This window comes from Streptococcus cuniculipharyngis, from assembly GCF_007859195.1.
Lineage (GTDB): Bacteria > Bacillota > Bacilli > Lactobacillales > Streptococcaceae > Streptococcus > Streptococcus cuniculipharyngis.
This window is the reverse complement of record NZ_VOHL01000004.1, coordinates 68,038-81,927: the sequence shown is the minus strand read 5'-3', so window position 1 is coordinate 81,927 and position 13,890 is coordinate 68,038. Positions and strand designations below refer to the sequence as shown.

Sequence of the window (13,890 nt, the reverse complement as noted above, 5' to 3'; positions counted from 1 at the left end):
TATGGCTTGATTTGATGACTGCTGAAAGCTTGTTAAAAATATAATTTTCTAAAAATTATTGAGAAAACTCCCCATTTAAGAAAACTTTATGGTATAATATAAAACAAAATAATTAGAAATACGAGGTGTCGCTTATGGTGAATAAGAAAAAATTATTCCTTACGGCAGGTGTCGCTCTCTTGTCCACGTCTGTTTTAGTAGCGTGTGGTAAGAGTGAGAAATCTGCGTCAAACCAGTCAGTCTATAGCTATATCTATGCTGCAGATCCGGATTCGTTGGATTACATCAATACTCAGCGTGCTTCAACTGGGGACATCATCACTCAAGGTGTTGATGGCTTGTTTGAGAACGATAAGTATGGAAACGTTGTCGGCTCCCTTGCCAAGGATTGGAAGGTCTCAGCTGATGGCTTGACTTATACTTATACCCTTCGTGATGATGCTAAATGGTATACATCTGAAGGTGAAGAGTATGCAGATGTGACTGCACAAGACTTTGTAACTGGTTTGAAACATGCGGCAGACTCACAATCAGACGCCCTTTATGTTGTTCAAAACTCTATTAAGGGCTTGCAAGACTATGTTGATGGTAAGACTAAAGACTTCTCAACAGTTGGCGTTAAGGCCTTGGATGACAAGACTGTCCAATACACCTTGAATCAACCGGAATCTTACTGGAATTCTAAGTTGACCTACAGTGTCTTGTTCCCAGTTAATGAAGAATTCTTGAAATCTCAAGGTAAAGATTTTGGTAAGGTTGACCCATCAAGTATCCTTTACAATGGTCCATTTATCTTGAAATCATTGACAGCTAAATCATCTGTTGTCTTTGAAAAAAATCCAAACTACTTTGACGCAGACAAGGTTAAATTGGATGGCATCAAGTTGACTTATTATGATGGTTCTGACTCAGATAGCCTTTATAAAAACTTTGCTGACGGTGTTTATAGCTTTGCACGTCTCTTCCCTAATAAACCAAGTTATAAGGAAGCCCTTAAAAACTATGGTGATAACATTGTTTATGGCTTGCAAGATGCAACGACTTATTTTGGACGCTTTAACCTAGATCGTTCAGCTTACAAGTTCACTGCTAAGACAAGTGATAAGCAAAAAGAAGATACTAAGGCTGCAATCTTGAACAAAGATTTCCGTCAAGCCATCAACTTTGCCCTAGATCGTACAGCCTATAGCTCTCAGTTAGCTGGTGAAGATGCGGCAACTAAATCACTTCGTAACATGTTAGTGCCACCAACCTTTGTTACAAGTGGTGAAAAGACTTTTGGTGACTTGGTTAAGGAACAATTGGCAAGCTTTGGTGAAGAGTGGTCAGATGTTAACCTAGAAGACGCACAAGATGGTATGTACAATGTCGAAAAAGCTAAGGCAGAATTTGCCAAAGCTAAAGAAGCACTTCAAGCTCAAGGTGTAGAATTCCCAATCCGTTTGGATGCACCAGTTGACCAATCAAGTGAAGTGGCTGTTCAACAAGCTAGCTCAATCAAACAGTCAATTGAAGCGGCTCTTGGTTCAGAAAACGTTGTTGTTGATGTCATCAAGGAATCAACAGATGATTATGACAACACGACTTACTTTGCTGAATCAGCAGCTCAACATGATTATGACCTATACTTGACAGGTGGATGGGGACCAGACTACCAAGACCCATCAACTTACCTAGAGGTCTTTGATCTTGAGCAAGGTGGTTTGTTGCAAACAATTGGTCTTGATCCAAAATCAACTTCACCAGCTGTTGCAGCGGCAGGCTTGGATGAGTACACTAAACTCTTGAACGAAGCGAATGCTAACAAGACAGACTTAGCTGCACGCTATGCGGCTTATGCTAAAGTACAGGCTTGGTTGACAGACAGTGGTTTGACTATTCCGTTGGTATCTCGTGGAGGTCTAGCATCTCTAACTAAACTTGTGCCAAACACAAACTCTTATGGTGCGGTTGGTGTCAAAGGAGATAGCTACTACAAATACCTAGAGCTACAAGACGAGCCAGTTAAAACAGCTGACCGTGATAAAGCAATTGAAGCGTGGAAGGCAGAGAAAGCTAAATCTAACGCAGAATATGAAGCTAGTCTAGCTAGCCACGTTGAAAAATAAAAAATTTAAAAGGGAGTGGAAAGAGTAAAATCCCACTCTCTTTTAAATATTGAGGACAGCTATGAAAAAATATATTATTGAAAGATTATTACGCTCACTGATATCAATTTTCCTAGTGACCACATTAACGTATGGTATCGTCTTTTCTTTAGTTCCGCGAAAGTTGATTTTCAAACAGGATACCAACTATAACAAGTTGGCAAAGACCCCTGATATGAAAACGAATTATGAAAATACGGTGTTTGAACGGATGGGTTACTTGGAGTACTACACCAGCAAGGAACTACAAAGCAAGGCATCGACCCTTGATCAGTCCGTAACGACCGAGGCTAATGCCAAAAATGAGAAAATCTACAGTGATTACATCAAGTCATTAGGCCGTGGTTGGAAGTTGCAACGGTTCAGCGAAAGCAAGGAATTCTATGCCACTCGTGAGATTCCGCTCTATGAACGGGTTTGGAATTTTTACAAAAATTTGGTAGAAATCGATCACCCATGGCGAATTCAGGACAAGACCAATCCCAACTTGGCACGTTATATTCGTCTAGAAAAAGACAAGTCTATTGGTTGGGCCTTGGTTGGTTCAGGAACCAAGCACAAGTACCTCATGTATGTTAATGGGCAATTCCCTTACCTTCATCAGAACTTTGTGACCCTAAATCTGGGAACTTCTTACCCTACTTTTGCTAATATCCCTGTTTTACAGGTTATTACTCAGGGACAAGGTCGTTCGCAATCAGAGCAGATTACCTTCCCAACAGGGGTAACCAAGACATCATCCGCTAATATTTATACGAGAACCTATAAGTCACCAAGTCAGTCAGACAGTCGTGACAAGGCCAATTACGGGGATGATCCTTATACCAATACGCAAAGCAATTATTCTGATCCATCAATGATTGCCAATTCCTTTAAGATTGGTTTGGCTGGTGTGGTCATTGCTTACTTGCTAGGCTTGCCGCTAGGAATGTTCATGTCTCGTTTCAAGGGAACTTGGTTTGATTCCCTCTCAACAGGGGCGATGACCTTTATGATGGCTCTTCCAAGTGTGGCAGTGATTTATATTGTTCGTCATGCGGGGGCTAATCTCTTTGACCTGCCAAACTCTTTCCCTATTCTAGGGGCGTCAGATGTTCGCTCTTATGTCCTACCAGCCTTTATTTTGGGGATTCTAGGGGTGCCAGGTACCGCTTTGTGGTTTAGACGTTATTTGGTTGACCAACAAGGCAGCGACTATGTTCGTTTTGCTCGGGCTAAGGGCTTGTCTGAGTCAGAAATTGCCAAGAAACACTTGTTTAAAAATGCCATGGTACCCGTGGTATCGGGTATCCCAGGCTCAATTATTTTGGCCATTGGTGGGGCGACCTTGACTGAAACAGTGTTTGCTTTCCCAGGAATGGGTAAAATGTTGATTGACGCAGTTCGCTCGGCCAACAACTCAATGATTATCGGTCTGGTCTTCATCTTTACCACCTTGTCAATCATCTCTCTGCTTTTAGGAGATATCTTGATGACCATTATTGACCCACGGATTAAACTAAGCAGTAAAGGAGGAAAATAATGGCTACTATTGATAAACGTAAATTTGAATTTGTTGCCTTAGATAGCTATGCCTCAGAAGCCATTGACGCGCCAGCCTATTCTTACTGGAGGTCTGTTTTCCGCCAATTCTTTTCTAAAAAGTCAACCTTGGTGATGTTGTCTTTATTGGTGGGAATCTTACTGATGAGTTTCATCTATCCTCTTTTTGCCAATTACGATTTTGAAGATGTCAGCAATATCAATGACTTTTCAAAGCGTTATATTTGGCCAAATGGTCAGTACTGGTTTGGTACAGATGAAAAAGGCCAATCTCTCTTTGACGGTGTCTGGTACGGTGCTCGCAACTCTATTGTTATCTCGGTGATTGCCACAGTGATTAACACTGTTATTGGTGTTGCCTTGGGTGGTATTTGGGGTGTGTCAAAACGTTTGGATAAAATCCTGATTGAGGTTTATAATGTTGTGTCAAACATTCCTGAAATGTTAATCATCATTGTTATGACTTACTCTTTGGGGGCTGGTTTCTGGAACTTGATTCTAGCCTTCTGCTTGACCGGCTGGTTGGGAATTGCTTATGCGATTCGTGTTCAGGTCTTGCGGTATCGGGATTTGGAGTATAACTTGGCCAGTCAAACCCTAGGAACCCCAGTTTGGAAAATTGTGACCAAGAATTTGCTTCCTCAATTGGTGTCAGTGATTGTGACCATGGTGTCAGCCATGTTGCCAAGTTACATCTCTTATGAAGCTTTCTTGTCCTTCTTTGGTTTGGGGCTACCAGTTACTGAGCCGAGCTTGGGCCGCTTGATTTCAAATTATTCAACAGACTTGTTGAGTAATGGTTATTTGTTCTGGATTCCATTGACCGTTTTGATTTTGGTATCCTTGCCACTTTATATCGTTGGTCAAAACTTGGCGGACGCCAGCGATCCACGTTCACATAGATAGGAGATTAGTATGACAGACAAAAGTGTAATATTAAGTGCCAAAGATGTGGTGGTGGAATTTGCAGTGCGTGACCGTATCCTAACAGCCATTCGTGGGATTTCACTGGATCTCTATGAGGGTGAAGTGTTGGCCTTAGTTGGTGAGTCAGGCTCAGGGAAATCAGTTTTAACCAAGGTCTTTACGGGAATGTTGGAAAGTAATGGCCGTGTGGCTCAGGGAAGTGTGCTCTATCGAGGTCAGGAGTTAACGCAACTGAAGACCCATAAGGAATGGGAAAGCATTCGTGGGAAAAAGATTGCAACCATCTTCCAAGACCCGATGACCAGTTTGGATCCGATTAAGAGTATCGGTAGTCAAATCACAGAAGTTATCACCAAACATCAAGGCAAGAGCAAAGAAGAAGCTAAACAGATGGCGATTGACTACATGAAGAAAGTCGGTATTCCTGAAGCGGATAAGCGTTTTGATGACTATCCATTCCAATACTCAGGGGGGATGCGCCAACGGATTGTTATTGCCATTGCTCTGGCATGTAAGCCAGACATCTTGGTCTGTGACGAGCCGACCACTGCCCTTGACGTGACGATTCAGGCGCAAATTATTGCCCTACTCAAATCGATTCAGGAAGAATACCGATTTACAACTATCTTTATTACCCATGACTTGGGGGTAGTGGCAAGTATTGCGGATAAGGTAGCTGTCATGTATGCGGGAGATATTGTGGAATATGGTACAGTTGAGGAACTGTTTTATGACCCACGTCACCCTTATACCTGGAGCTTGTTGTCTAGTTTGCCTCAATTAGCAGATGATAAAGGGGTTCTCTTCTCTATTCCAGGAACGCCACCGTCACTGTATAAGGAGATTAAGGGAGATGCCTTTGCTCCACGTTCTCAATATGCCATGGCCATTGACTTTGAAGAAGCAGTTCCACGCTTTGACATCAGTGAGACTCATTGGGCTAAGACCTGGCTCTTGCATCCTGATGCTCCTAAGGTTGATAAGCCTGCGGTGATACAAAATCTACATGAGAAGATTTCACAAAAACATCAAGGAGGCCTAAGGAAATGACTGAAAAATTAGTTGAGATTAAAGACTTAGAGATTTCCTTCGGCGAAGGAAAAAAGAAGTTTGTTGCCGTTAAGAATGCTAATTTCTTCATCAATAAGGGAGAGACCTTTTCACTAGTTGGTGAGTCAGGTTCAGGAAAGACAACGATTGGTCGGGCTATTATTGGTTTGAATGACACGAGTTCAGGTCAAATCGTTTATGACGGCAAGGTCATCAATGGTAAGAAAACCTCAGCTGAGCAACAAGACTTGATTCGTAAGATTCAAATGATTTTCCAAGACCCTGCGGCTAGTTTGAATGAGCGGGCGACAGTTGACTATATCATCTCAGAAGGACTCTACAATTTCAATCTGTTCAAGAATGATGCTGAACGCCAAGAAAAGGTTAGTGAGATGATGACTCAGGTTGGTCTTTTGAAAGAGCATTTGAGTCGTTACCCGCATGAGTTTTCTGGTGGACAACGTCAACGGATTGGGATTGCGCGTGCCTTGGTCATGGAACCAGAATTCATCATTGCTGATGAACCCATTTCAGCTCTTGATGTCTCTGTTCGGGCTCAGGTGCTTAATCTCTTGAAAAAATTCCAAGAAGAAAAGGGATTGACCTATCTCTTTATTGCCCATGATTTGTCAGTGGTTCGCTTTGTTTCTGACCGTATTGCTGTGATTTACAAGGGGGTTATTGTTGAGGTGGCGGAGACTGAGGAACTTTTCCAAAATCCAATCCATCCTTATACAAAATCTCTGTTATCAGCGGTTCCTATCCCAGATCCTATTTTGGAGCGGAAAAAGGAATTGATTGTCTATGATCCAGAACAACATGATTACAGGACGGATAAGCCAGAAATGGTTGAAATCAAACCGGGGCATTTTGTTTGGGGAAATAAACAAGAAATGGCCGCTTATCGGGAGAATTTATAGATAGAAAAGTGCCTTCGGGCCCTTTTCTTTTATTGTTAAGAAAGATAAAGACCTTCCATTTTTTCTGGAAGGTCTTTTTTGAAGGTGATTAGGGCACTAGTGGACTATAAAGGTAGGCCTTAATCAATTTTTCGGTGGCCTCAATCGAGTCCAGATGCGTTCGCTCATAGGCATGGCTGGATTCAATGCCAGCTCCGAGCAGGGCATGCTTGACTTCAGCCCCAGCAGCCATGGCAGCCGACGCGTCACTCCCGTAGTGGGGGTAAATGTCTAACTGGTAGGGAATTTGCTGGCTTTCTGCCAGTTGGACCAAATGTTGGCGGAAGCCAAAGTGGTAGGGACCAGTGGCGTCCTTGACACAGATAGAAACAGTGTATTCGTCAGTGGCCTGGTCGTCACCGATGGCTCCCATATCTACAGCCAAGTATTCAATGACTTCTGGCGGTAGGCTAGAGTTGGCACCGTGCCCAACTTCTTCAAAACTTGAAAAGTAGAAATGGGTGGTATAGGGTAGCGGTGTTTGCTCTTTCTGATAGGTTTTAAGTAGGTTGAGGAGAATGGCCGCTGACACCTTGTCATCCAAGTGGCGAGATTTGACAAAACCACTAGGTGTGACTTGAGTTCGAGGGTCAAAGGAGATGAAATCACCGACATTGATCCCAAGTGCTCGAGTTTCCTCAGCATTACGGACTTTTTCGTCCAGGCGGACTTCCATATTGTCCTGCTGACGCTCCAATTTACCAGAATCAGCATAGACGTGGACACTGGTTTGATGGAGGAGGATAGTGCCCGTGACTTGTTTGCCATTTTTAGCTAGGTGAACGGTACAATTTTCCCCTTCAATGGCATTGTAGTTGAAGCCACCAATGAGGTCAATTTTGAGGCGACCGTCTGAGTTGATGGCTCTAACCATGGCACCTAGTGTATCTAAATGAGCGGTTAGGAGCCGATGTTGGCGATCATTTTGTCCCTTGATGGTGACCAAGACACCGTCTTTGGGTGTTCGTTGTGGTTGGTAGCCGAGTTTCTCCAATTCGCCAACCACATAATCCATGATAGCTTTAGTGTAGCCGGTGGGAGAAGGAATATTGGTTAAGGTGGTTAAATAATCAAGTGTTGTCATTCGATTCCTTTCTTTTTGTAGCCCAATTTAGCAGCTAGTCCAAGTAAGCCCAAGCCCATGATATTCAGGAAGGCGGTAGCACTAGAACCTGTGTTTGGTAGGCTGGCGTGTTTTTCAACACGAGAGAGTCGACTTGGGGCAGCTTCTTTTGTTGATTTAGCAGCAGCTGTGCTTAGGCTTAGGGCTTGAACAGTTGCAGTCTGCTTTGGAGAGTTGGCCTTGTTAGTTGCTGGTTTAGTAGTGTTTTGGGCCTGTTCTTTATTCTCTTCCTGAGGTTGCTCGTCAGCTTTAGCTTGGTTTTCTGTTGGCTGCTTGTCAGTCTGATTAGTGCTTGATGTTTCTTGACCTTCCTTGCTAGGAGTTTGGTCAACGTCCTCTTCTGGTGTTTGCTCTGTTGTCTTGTCTTCTTCAACCTGTGGCTCAAGGTAGTTGAAGCGGAAGGTTCCAAAGCCTTCAAGGGCATTTGGCTCAAGGTAGCTGATGTCTTGCCCATCGGCTAGCAATGATTTGGCATAATCAGCGGTTCTAAAGCGTAAATCAAGCCCCTTGACGGTATCGGCAAAACGCCAGTTGTTGTCTGCTGTTGGGTTGATGGTCTTTTCTGAAATGATGTAATTGATGATGGCTTGGCGATTTTCCAAGTTGAGCAAGCGGTTGAGGCTAGCATTTTTAACGCCTGGGAAGGTGCCATTAGCACGGTAGTTGTTGGTAACAACGATAAATTCTTGCTTGTCATCAATCAGCTGGCCTTGGTAACGTAAATTTTTCACTCGGTTAGCTGTTTCATTGACGAGATTACCATTGTGATCGTATTTATTTGGCTGTGTGATGTCGTATTCGTAGGTTACTCCGTCAATGACATCAAAGTTGTAGGTACGGAAAGTGGTGTTGACCAATTCTTGTGGCTCTGCCTTGCTTGGGTCAACTTGGTTAAATTGTCCAGCAGCCATTTCCAACCATTCACGTAAATCAGCTCCTGTTACCTTGAGGATAGCAGTGACATTATCATAAACGTAGAGATCAGCTACGTTTTTAATGGCAAGTGGACCGGCTGGAATGTCGGTGTAGGCAGTTGGGTCATTACGAGCCCCAGCCTTAAATGGTGCCGCTGCTGAGAGGAGAGGTAGTTGTCCTTCAGCTGTGCCAGCTAGTTCATTTTTCACATACCAAAGTTGTGCATTGTTAACGATTTGGACAGATGGGTCATCTTTAACGAGGGCGAAATAGCTGGTAATTGGTGCCGTTGTCGTACCGACTTGTTGGCGGACATAGGCCACGGTTTGTTCGTGGGTTGTTTTGGCCAGTTCAATGATTTTTTCGTCAACGGCTTCTGATTTGGTGTCAATTTTCCGCAGGCTACCACTACTTTTATCCTTGTTGACCTGCCATTTGCCATCGGTATAGGTGACGTTAAGGTCAATGACCCCGAGACGGTCGCCATATTTACCAGCCATGACGACAGGGGTTCCGTTGATGGTTCCTTTGTTGACGTCAACATTGGCGTATTTTTCATAGAAGGCAGATGGAAATTCAGCATGGGAGTGGCCAGTGACAAGGGCATCAACGCCTTCAAGGCTGGCTAATTGATAGCTGACATTTTCTTCGCCAACTGTGTAGGTTTCATCGCCGATACCAGAGTGGGCAACAACAAGTACCAAGTCAGCCCCAGCTGCTCGTATGGTTGGAATCAATTCTTTAACAGCTTGGACAGCATCACGGACAGTAACCTTGCCTTCAAGGTTGGCCTTGTCCCAGTTCATGATTTGTGGTGGAACGATACCAGTAATGCCGACCTTGAGAGCGACTTTGTTATTGTCAACATCGGTAAAGGTCTTGGTCACAATGTCATAGGTCTTGAAAAGGGGTTGATTGGTCTTGGCATCAATGACATTGGCATTGAGCAGGGGAACATTAGACCCTTTGACAACAGTTTGCAGGAAGTCAAGACCGTAGTTGAACTCATGGTTACCAATATTAGCAGCATCATAGTTAAGGGTTTCCATAGCAGCGTACATGGGGTGGTTTTCCCCTTCCTTAACGGGATTGACGGTTGCCTTGTAAGTCCCTAGTGGTGTTCCTTGGATGGTGTCACCACTGTCAACGAGGACGGTATTACTGTTTTCTTGTCGGGCTTGGTCAATAAGGACGGCCGTTTTAGCCAAGCCAATATTTTGGGATGGCTTATCTTGATAGTAGTCATAGTTGACGAGGTTGGTGTGGAGGTCAGTTGTCGAGAGAATTCGAACATTGACATTTTGCCCCTCAACTGGGGTTAGATCCTCTGTTGCTTGGTCTGTATTGAGGGCAACAGGAACTGCTTCAGGCTCTGAAGTCTCAGCTGGTGTTGGGGTTTGAGTGGCTTCTTGGTTATCAGTTTGGCTTGTTGGTAGGACTTGCTCTGTGACACTAGGGTTAGAAGCTTGTACTTGGGTAGACGTGTCTAGGGCAGTGGTTTGCGGACTGGTTTCTAGGTTGGCTTCTTCGGCTTGTACGAGCTGGGTCGTGCCCACAGCTGCGGCGACAAGAGAGAGTAAGAGAGCACTCTTAGAAAGGTAGTGTTTCGACATATAAAGTCCTCCTTAAAAAATTCTTAACACCTTTATTGTAATCTTAAATTGAAATTTTTTCAACGATTTATCGGTAAGCGATTACGAAAAGAATAATTTTTTAACCTGGGTTTAGTCAGTTCTATTTTCCTTGAAAAAGTGGTAGAATAGAAATATTATCAAAAAAACAGAGATGAAAAATGATGAGGGGCAGTTGGAGGAAGACATGGTTAAAGAGAAAAATTTGACAGGACAAGAGGTGGTTGACTTAACAGCGGCCTATCTCAGTCCAGGGGATGTGGCTTTTGTCGAAAAAGCCATGAACTATGCAGTAGCGGCCCATACTGGCCAGTTTCGTAAATCAGGGGAACCCTATATTATCCACCCCATTCAGGTGGCAGGTATTTTAGCCAACCTACGTTTAGATGCGGTGACAGTGGCTTGTGGATTTTTGCATGATGTTGTGGAAGACACGGATATTAGCCTCGATGACTTAGCATTTGACTTTGGTCCTGATGTGCGTGTGATTATTGATGGTGTCACCAAGCTAGGTAAGGTGGAATACAAGTCCCATGAAGAGCAGTTGGCGGAAAATCATCGCAAGATGCTCATGGCCATGTCCAAGGACATTCGGGTGATTTTGGTGAAATTGGCAGACCGCCTGCATAATATGCAGACCCTGAAACATTTGCGACGGGACAAACAGGAGCGGATTTCACGGGAAACCATGGAGATTTATGCTCCCTTGGCCCACCGTTTGGGAATTAGTCGGATCAAGTGGGAACTAGAGGACATGTCTTTCCGCTACCTTAACGAAGCGGAATTCTACAAGATTTCTCACATGATGAAGGAAAAACGTCGGGAGCGTGAGGCCTTGGTTGATGAAATTGTTGGCCGGATTCAATCCTACACCAATGAACAGGGCCTCTATGGTGACATTTATGGTCGACCTAAGCATATTTATTCCATCTATCGTAAGATGCGGGATAAGAAAAAACGCTTTGACCAAATTTATGATTTGATTGCCATTCGTTGTATCATGGAAACGGCCAGTGATGTCTATGCCATGGTGGGTTACATTCATGAGCTTTGGCGTCCCATGCCAGGCCGGTTTAAGGACTATATTGCGGTGCCCAAGGCGAATGGTTACCAATCCATTCACACCACGGTCTATGGGCCAAAGGGGCCGATTGAGATTCAGATTCGCACCAAGGAAATGCACCAAGTGGCAGAGTATGGGGTGGCAGCTCATTGGGCTTACAAGAAAGGGGTGACTGGCAAGGTCAACCAGGCTGAACAGGCAGCTGGCATGAATTGGATTAAAGAATTGGTTGAGTTGCAGGATGATTCTAGCGGTAATGCGCGTGAATTCGTTGATTCGGTCAAGGAAGATATCTTTACTGAGCGGATTTATGTTTTTACGCCAAGCGGAGCCGTGCAAGAATTGCCCAAGGATTCTGGCCCCATTGACTTTGCCTATGCCATCCACACCCAGGTGGGGGAAAAGGCGACAGGAGCCAAGGTTAATGGCCGTATGGTGCCTTTAACAGCCAAGCTCAAAACAGGTGATGTGGTTGAGATTATCACCAATAGTAATTCTTTTGGTCCTAGCCGTGATTGGATTAAGATTGTCAAGACCAATAAGGCCCGTAATAAAATTCGTCAGTTTTTCAAGAGCCAAGACCGTGAAATGTCCATCAACAAGGGACGTGAGCTCTTGGTTGAGTGTTTCCAAGAACAGGGTTATGTGGCCAATAAGTTTTTAGATAAAAAACACATTGAAGCTATCCTGCCACGTCTGAGTGTCAAGAGCGAAGAAGCCCTCTATGCCGCCGTTGGTTTTGGTGAAATGAGTCCAATTAGTGTCTTTAACAAGTTGACTGAGGACGAGCGTCGTGAGGCTGAGCGGGCCAAGGCCAAGGCTGAGGCCGATGAATTGGTCAATGGTGGCGAAATCAAGCAGGACAACCGTGATGTGCTCAAGGTTCGCAGTGAAAATGGTGTGATTATCCAAGGGGCTAGCGGCTTATTGATGCGGATTGCCAAATGTTGTAACCCTGTGCCAGGGGACAAAATCGATGGTTACATTACCAAGGGGCGAGGCGTAGCTATCCACCGTAGCGACTGTAACAACATCAAGAGTCAGGATGGCTACAATGAACGCTTGATTGAGGTTGAATGGGATAATCAAGATGGGCACAAGGAATATGTGGCAGAGATTGATATTTATGGGCTTAATCGGAGTGGCCTGCTCAATGATGTCATTCAAATTCTTTCCAACAAGACCAAGAGCATTACCTCCATCAATGCTCAATCAACCAAGGACATGAAATTCGTCAATATTCATGTGAGCTTTAGTATTCCTAATCTGGTTACCTTAATGACCATTGTGGATAAGATTAAAATTGTGCCAGATGTTTATAGTGTTAAACGGACAAATGGGTGATTAAGATGAAGATAATTGTGCAACGTGTCTCAGGGGCAAGTGTCCAAGTGGCAGGTCAAGAGATTGCTAAGATTGGTCAGGGGCTTTTGCTCTTGGTGGGTGTTGGCCCTGATGATCATCAAGAGGATTTAGATTATGCTGTCCGTAAATTACTTAATATGCGGATTTTCTCAGACGAGGCAGGTAAGATGAACCTGTCTGTTCAGGACATTGGTGGGGAGATTTTGTCGGTTTCTCAATTTACCCTCTTTGCGGAGACTAAAAAGGGCAATCGCCCTGCCTTTACCGGGGCAGCCAATCCTGAGATGGCTAAGGCCTTTTATGAAGATTTCAATGCTCAGCTAGCCCAAAAGGTGCCTGTCAAGGCTGGTATCTTTGGTGCAGATATGCAGGTGAGCTTGACCAATGACGGTCCGGTGACCATTATCTTGGATACGAAAAACAGGTAGTCGGTGGACTAGCCTGTTTTTTTGTGGCGTTTGGCAAAATCAACGAATTTGAATTTGTCAAGTTTGTGACGGCTCTCGGTAAATTGAAATTGGCGGGTATTGCCGAGAAAGACCTTAGATTTAACAGAAACAAGATGCTTGTCTGCCCCTAAATCAAGGTGGAGTTTATCCGTGTCAGAGACTTGATCAATGGTAATTTCTTTTTGGGCATAGGCAATGTCAAGGCCAAGTTCATTTTCTAGATAGGCATAGATGGAGTCCTGGGCGATAGCCGTTGTCATCTTGGGGACAATCCTTGTATCAAGATAGTCCGTGTCCAAGACAGCAGCAACACCATCTAGTTGCCGTTGGCGGCGAACTCGCCAAATGATAGACTTGCTAGCAAAGCCCGTTTTAAGGGCTAATTTATCATCAACAATCACTTTTTCAACCGCCAAAACCTTGGTTCTTGACACCATGCCTAGCTTATCTACCAGTTCTTGGTAACTGGTCAATTCGGACACGGGAAACTGAATGTGTTGCCGTTGCACAACCTTGGTTCCCTGACCTTGCAAGCTTTCGACCATGCCGGCTTGATTGAGGAGTTTGATGGCCTTACGAATGGTGTCACGACTGGCTGAGTAGAGTTGACAAAGTTGGGCTTCCGTCGGTAGGTAGCTACCGACAGGATAGGTGTCGTTGGCGATTTTCTCTTGTAAATCTTTGAAAATAAGCTGATATTTTTTCATATTTCTGGCTTC

Annotated in this window: 10 protein-coding genes; 7 read left to right on the top strand and 3 right to left on the bottom strand. The window is 44.2% G+C overall.

From position 1 onward, the window contains the following. Positions 1–134 precede the first annotated feature (134 nt). From FRX57_RS05775 to FRX57_RS05755, 5 genes are all read left to right on the top strand, one after another. A complete protein-coding gene (locus FRX57_RS05775) occupies positions 135–2,108 on the top strand; it encodes a peptide ABC transporter substrate-binding protein (RefSeq protein WP_146567598.1) in 1,974 nt (657 codons plus the stop codon). A 61-nt stretch (positions 2,109–2,169) separates the two neighbouring features. Beyond that, entirely contained in the window at positions 2,170–3,669 is a 1,500-nt protein-coding gene (locus FRX57_RS05770) for an ABC transporter permease (RefSeq protein WP_146567596.1), read from the top strand. After that, positions 3,669–4,595 (top strand): oligopeptide ABC transporter permease OppC, encoded by a 927-nt coding sequence (oppC, locus tag FRX57_RS05765; protein ID WP_146567595.1) that lies wholly within the window; start codon positions 3,669–3,671, stop codon positions 4,593–4,595. The genes FRX57_RS05770 and oppC overlap by 1 nt, the downstream gene beginning before the upstream one ends. A 9-nt stretch (positions 4,596–4,604) precedes the next feature. Continuing rightward, positions 4,605–5,666, top strand: coding sequence for an ABC transporter ATP-binding protein (locus tag FRX57_RS05760; protein ID WP_146567593.1), 1,062 nt, complete (start codon positions 4,605–4,607; stop codon positions 5,664–5,666). After that, positions 5,663–6,586 carry an ATP-binding cassette domain-containing protein gene (locus FRX57_RS05755; protein ID WP_146567591.1) on the top strand — a complete coding sequence of 308 codons (924 nt, stop codon included), beginning with the start codon at positions 5,663–5,665 and terminating at the stop codon, positions 6,584–6,586. Before FRX57_RS05760 ends, FRX57_RS05755 begins: the two co-directional genes overlap by 4 nt. Before the next feature lie 88 nt (positions 6,587–6,674). Here the strand turns inward: FRX57_RS05755 and FRX57_RS05750 are convergent, their stop codons facing one another. Together FRX57_RS05750 and FRX57_RS05745 are read right to left on the bottom strand one after the other, a co-directional pair. Beyond that, positions 6,675–7,709 (bottom strand): M42 family metallopeptidase, encoded by a 1,035-nt coding sequence (locus FRX57_RS05750; RefSeq protein ID WP_146567589.1) that lies wholly within the window; start codon positions 7,707–7,709, stop codon positions 6,675–6,677. Next, positions 7,706–10,276 (bottom strand): bifunctional 2',3'-cyclic-nucleotide 2'-phosphodiesterase/3'-nucleotidase, encoded by a 2,571-nt coding sequence (locus FRX57_RS05745; RefSeq protein ID WP_146567588.1) that lies wholly within the window; start codon positions 10,274–10,276, stop codon positions 7,706–7,708. Before FRX57_RS05745 ends, FRX57_RS05750 begins: the two co-directional genes overlap by 4 nt. Positions 10,277–10,481: 205 nt before the next feature. On the opposite strand from FRX57_RS05745, the gene FRX57_RS05740 reads away from it, so the two are divergent. Beyond that, the gene (locus tag FRX57_RS05740) at positions 10,482–12,701 is read left to right on the top strand and encodes a RelA/SpoT family protein (protein WP_146567638.1); all 2,220 of its coding nucleotides are present in this window, start codon (positions 10,482–10,484) and stop codon (positions 12,699–12,701) included. A gap of 5 nt (positions 12,702–12,706) precedes the next feature. Further along, entirely contained in the window at positions 12,707–13,150 is a 444-nt protein-coding gene (gene dtd, locus FRX57_RS05735; RefSeq protein ID WP_146567586.1) for a D-aminoacyl-tRNA deacylase, read from the top strand. A gap of 8 nt (positions 13,151–13,158) precedes the next feature. On the opposite strand, the gene treR is transcribed toward dtd, so the two are convergent. Next, positions 13,159–13,878: a trehalose operon repressor gene (treR, locus tag FRX57_RS05730; RefSeq protein WP_146567584.1), complete on the bottom strand. Its 720-nt coding sequence runs from the start codon at positions 13,876–13,878 to the stop codon at positions 13,159–13,161. Positions 13,879–13,890 lie beyond the last annotated feature (12 nt).

Excerpts from the sequence above, each read along its gene's own strand:
- FRX57_RS05775 (WP_146567598.1), top strand. The coding sequence starts at position 135 with ATGGTGAATAAGAAAAAATTATTCCTTACGGCAGGTGTCGCTCTCTTG.
- FRX57_RS05770 (WP_146567596.1), top strand. The coding sequence starts at position 2,170 with ATGAAAAAATATATTATTGAAAGATTATTACGCTCACTGATATCAATT.
- oppC (WP_146567595.1), top strand. The coding sequence starts at position 3,669 with ATGGCTACTATTGATAAACGTAAATTTGAATTTGTTGCCTTAGATAGC.
- FRX57_RS05760 (WP_146567593.1), top strand. The coding sequence starts at position 4,605 with ATGACAGACAAAAGTGTAATATTAAGTGCCAAAGATGTGGTGGTGGAA.
- FRX57_RS05755 (WP_146567591.1), top strand. The coding sequence starts at position 5,663 with ATGACTGAAAAATTAGTTGAGATTAAAGACTTAGAGATTTCCTTCGGC.
- FRX57_RS05750 (WP_146567589.1), bottom strand. The coding sequence starts at position 7,709 with ATGACAACACTTGATTATTTAACCACCTTAACCAATATTCCTTCTCCC.
- FRX57_RS05745 (WP_146567588.1), bottom strand. The coding sequence starts at position 10,276 with ATGTCGAAACACTACCTTTCTAAGAGTGCTCTCTTACTCTCTCTTGTC.
- FRX57_RS05740 (WP_146567638.1), top strand. The coding sequence starts at position 10,482 with ATGGTTAAAGAGAAAAATTTGACAGGACAAGAGGTGGTTGACTTAACA.
- dtd (WP_146567586.1), top strand. The coding sequence starts at position 12,707 with ATGAAGATAATTGTGCAACGTGTCTCAGGGGCAAGTGTCCAAGTGGCA.
- treR (WP_146567584.1), bottom strand. The coding sequence starts at position 13,878 with ATGAAAAAATATCAGCTTATTTTCAAAGATTTACAAGAGAAAATCGCC.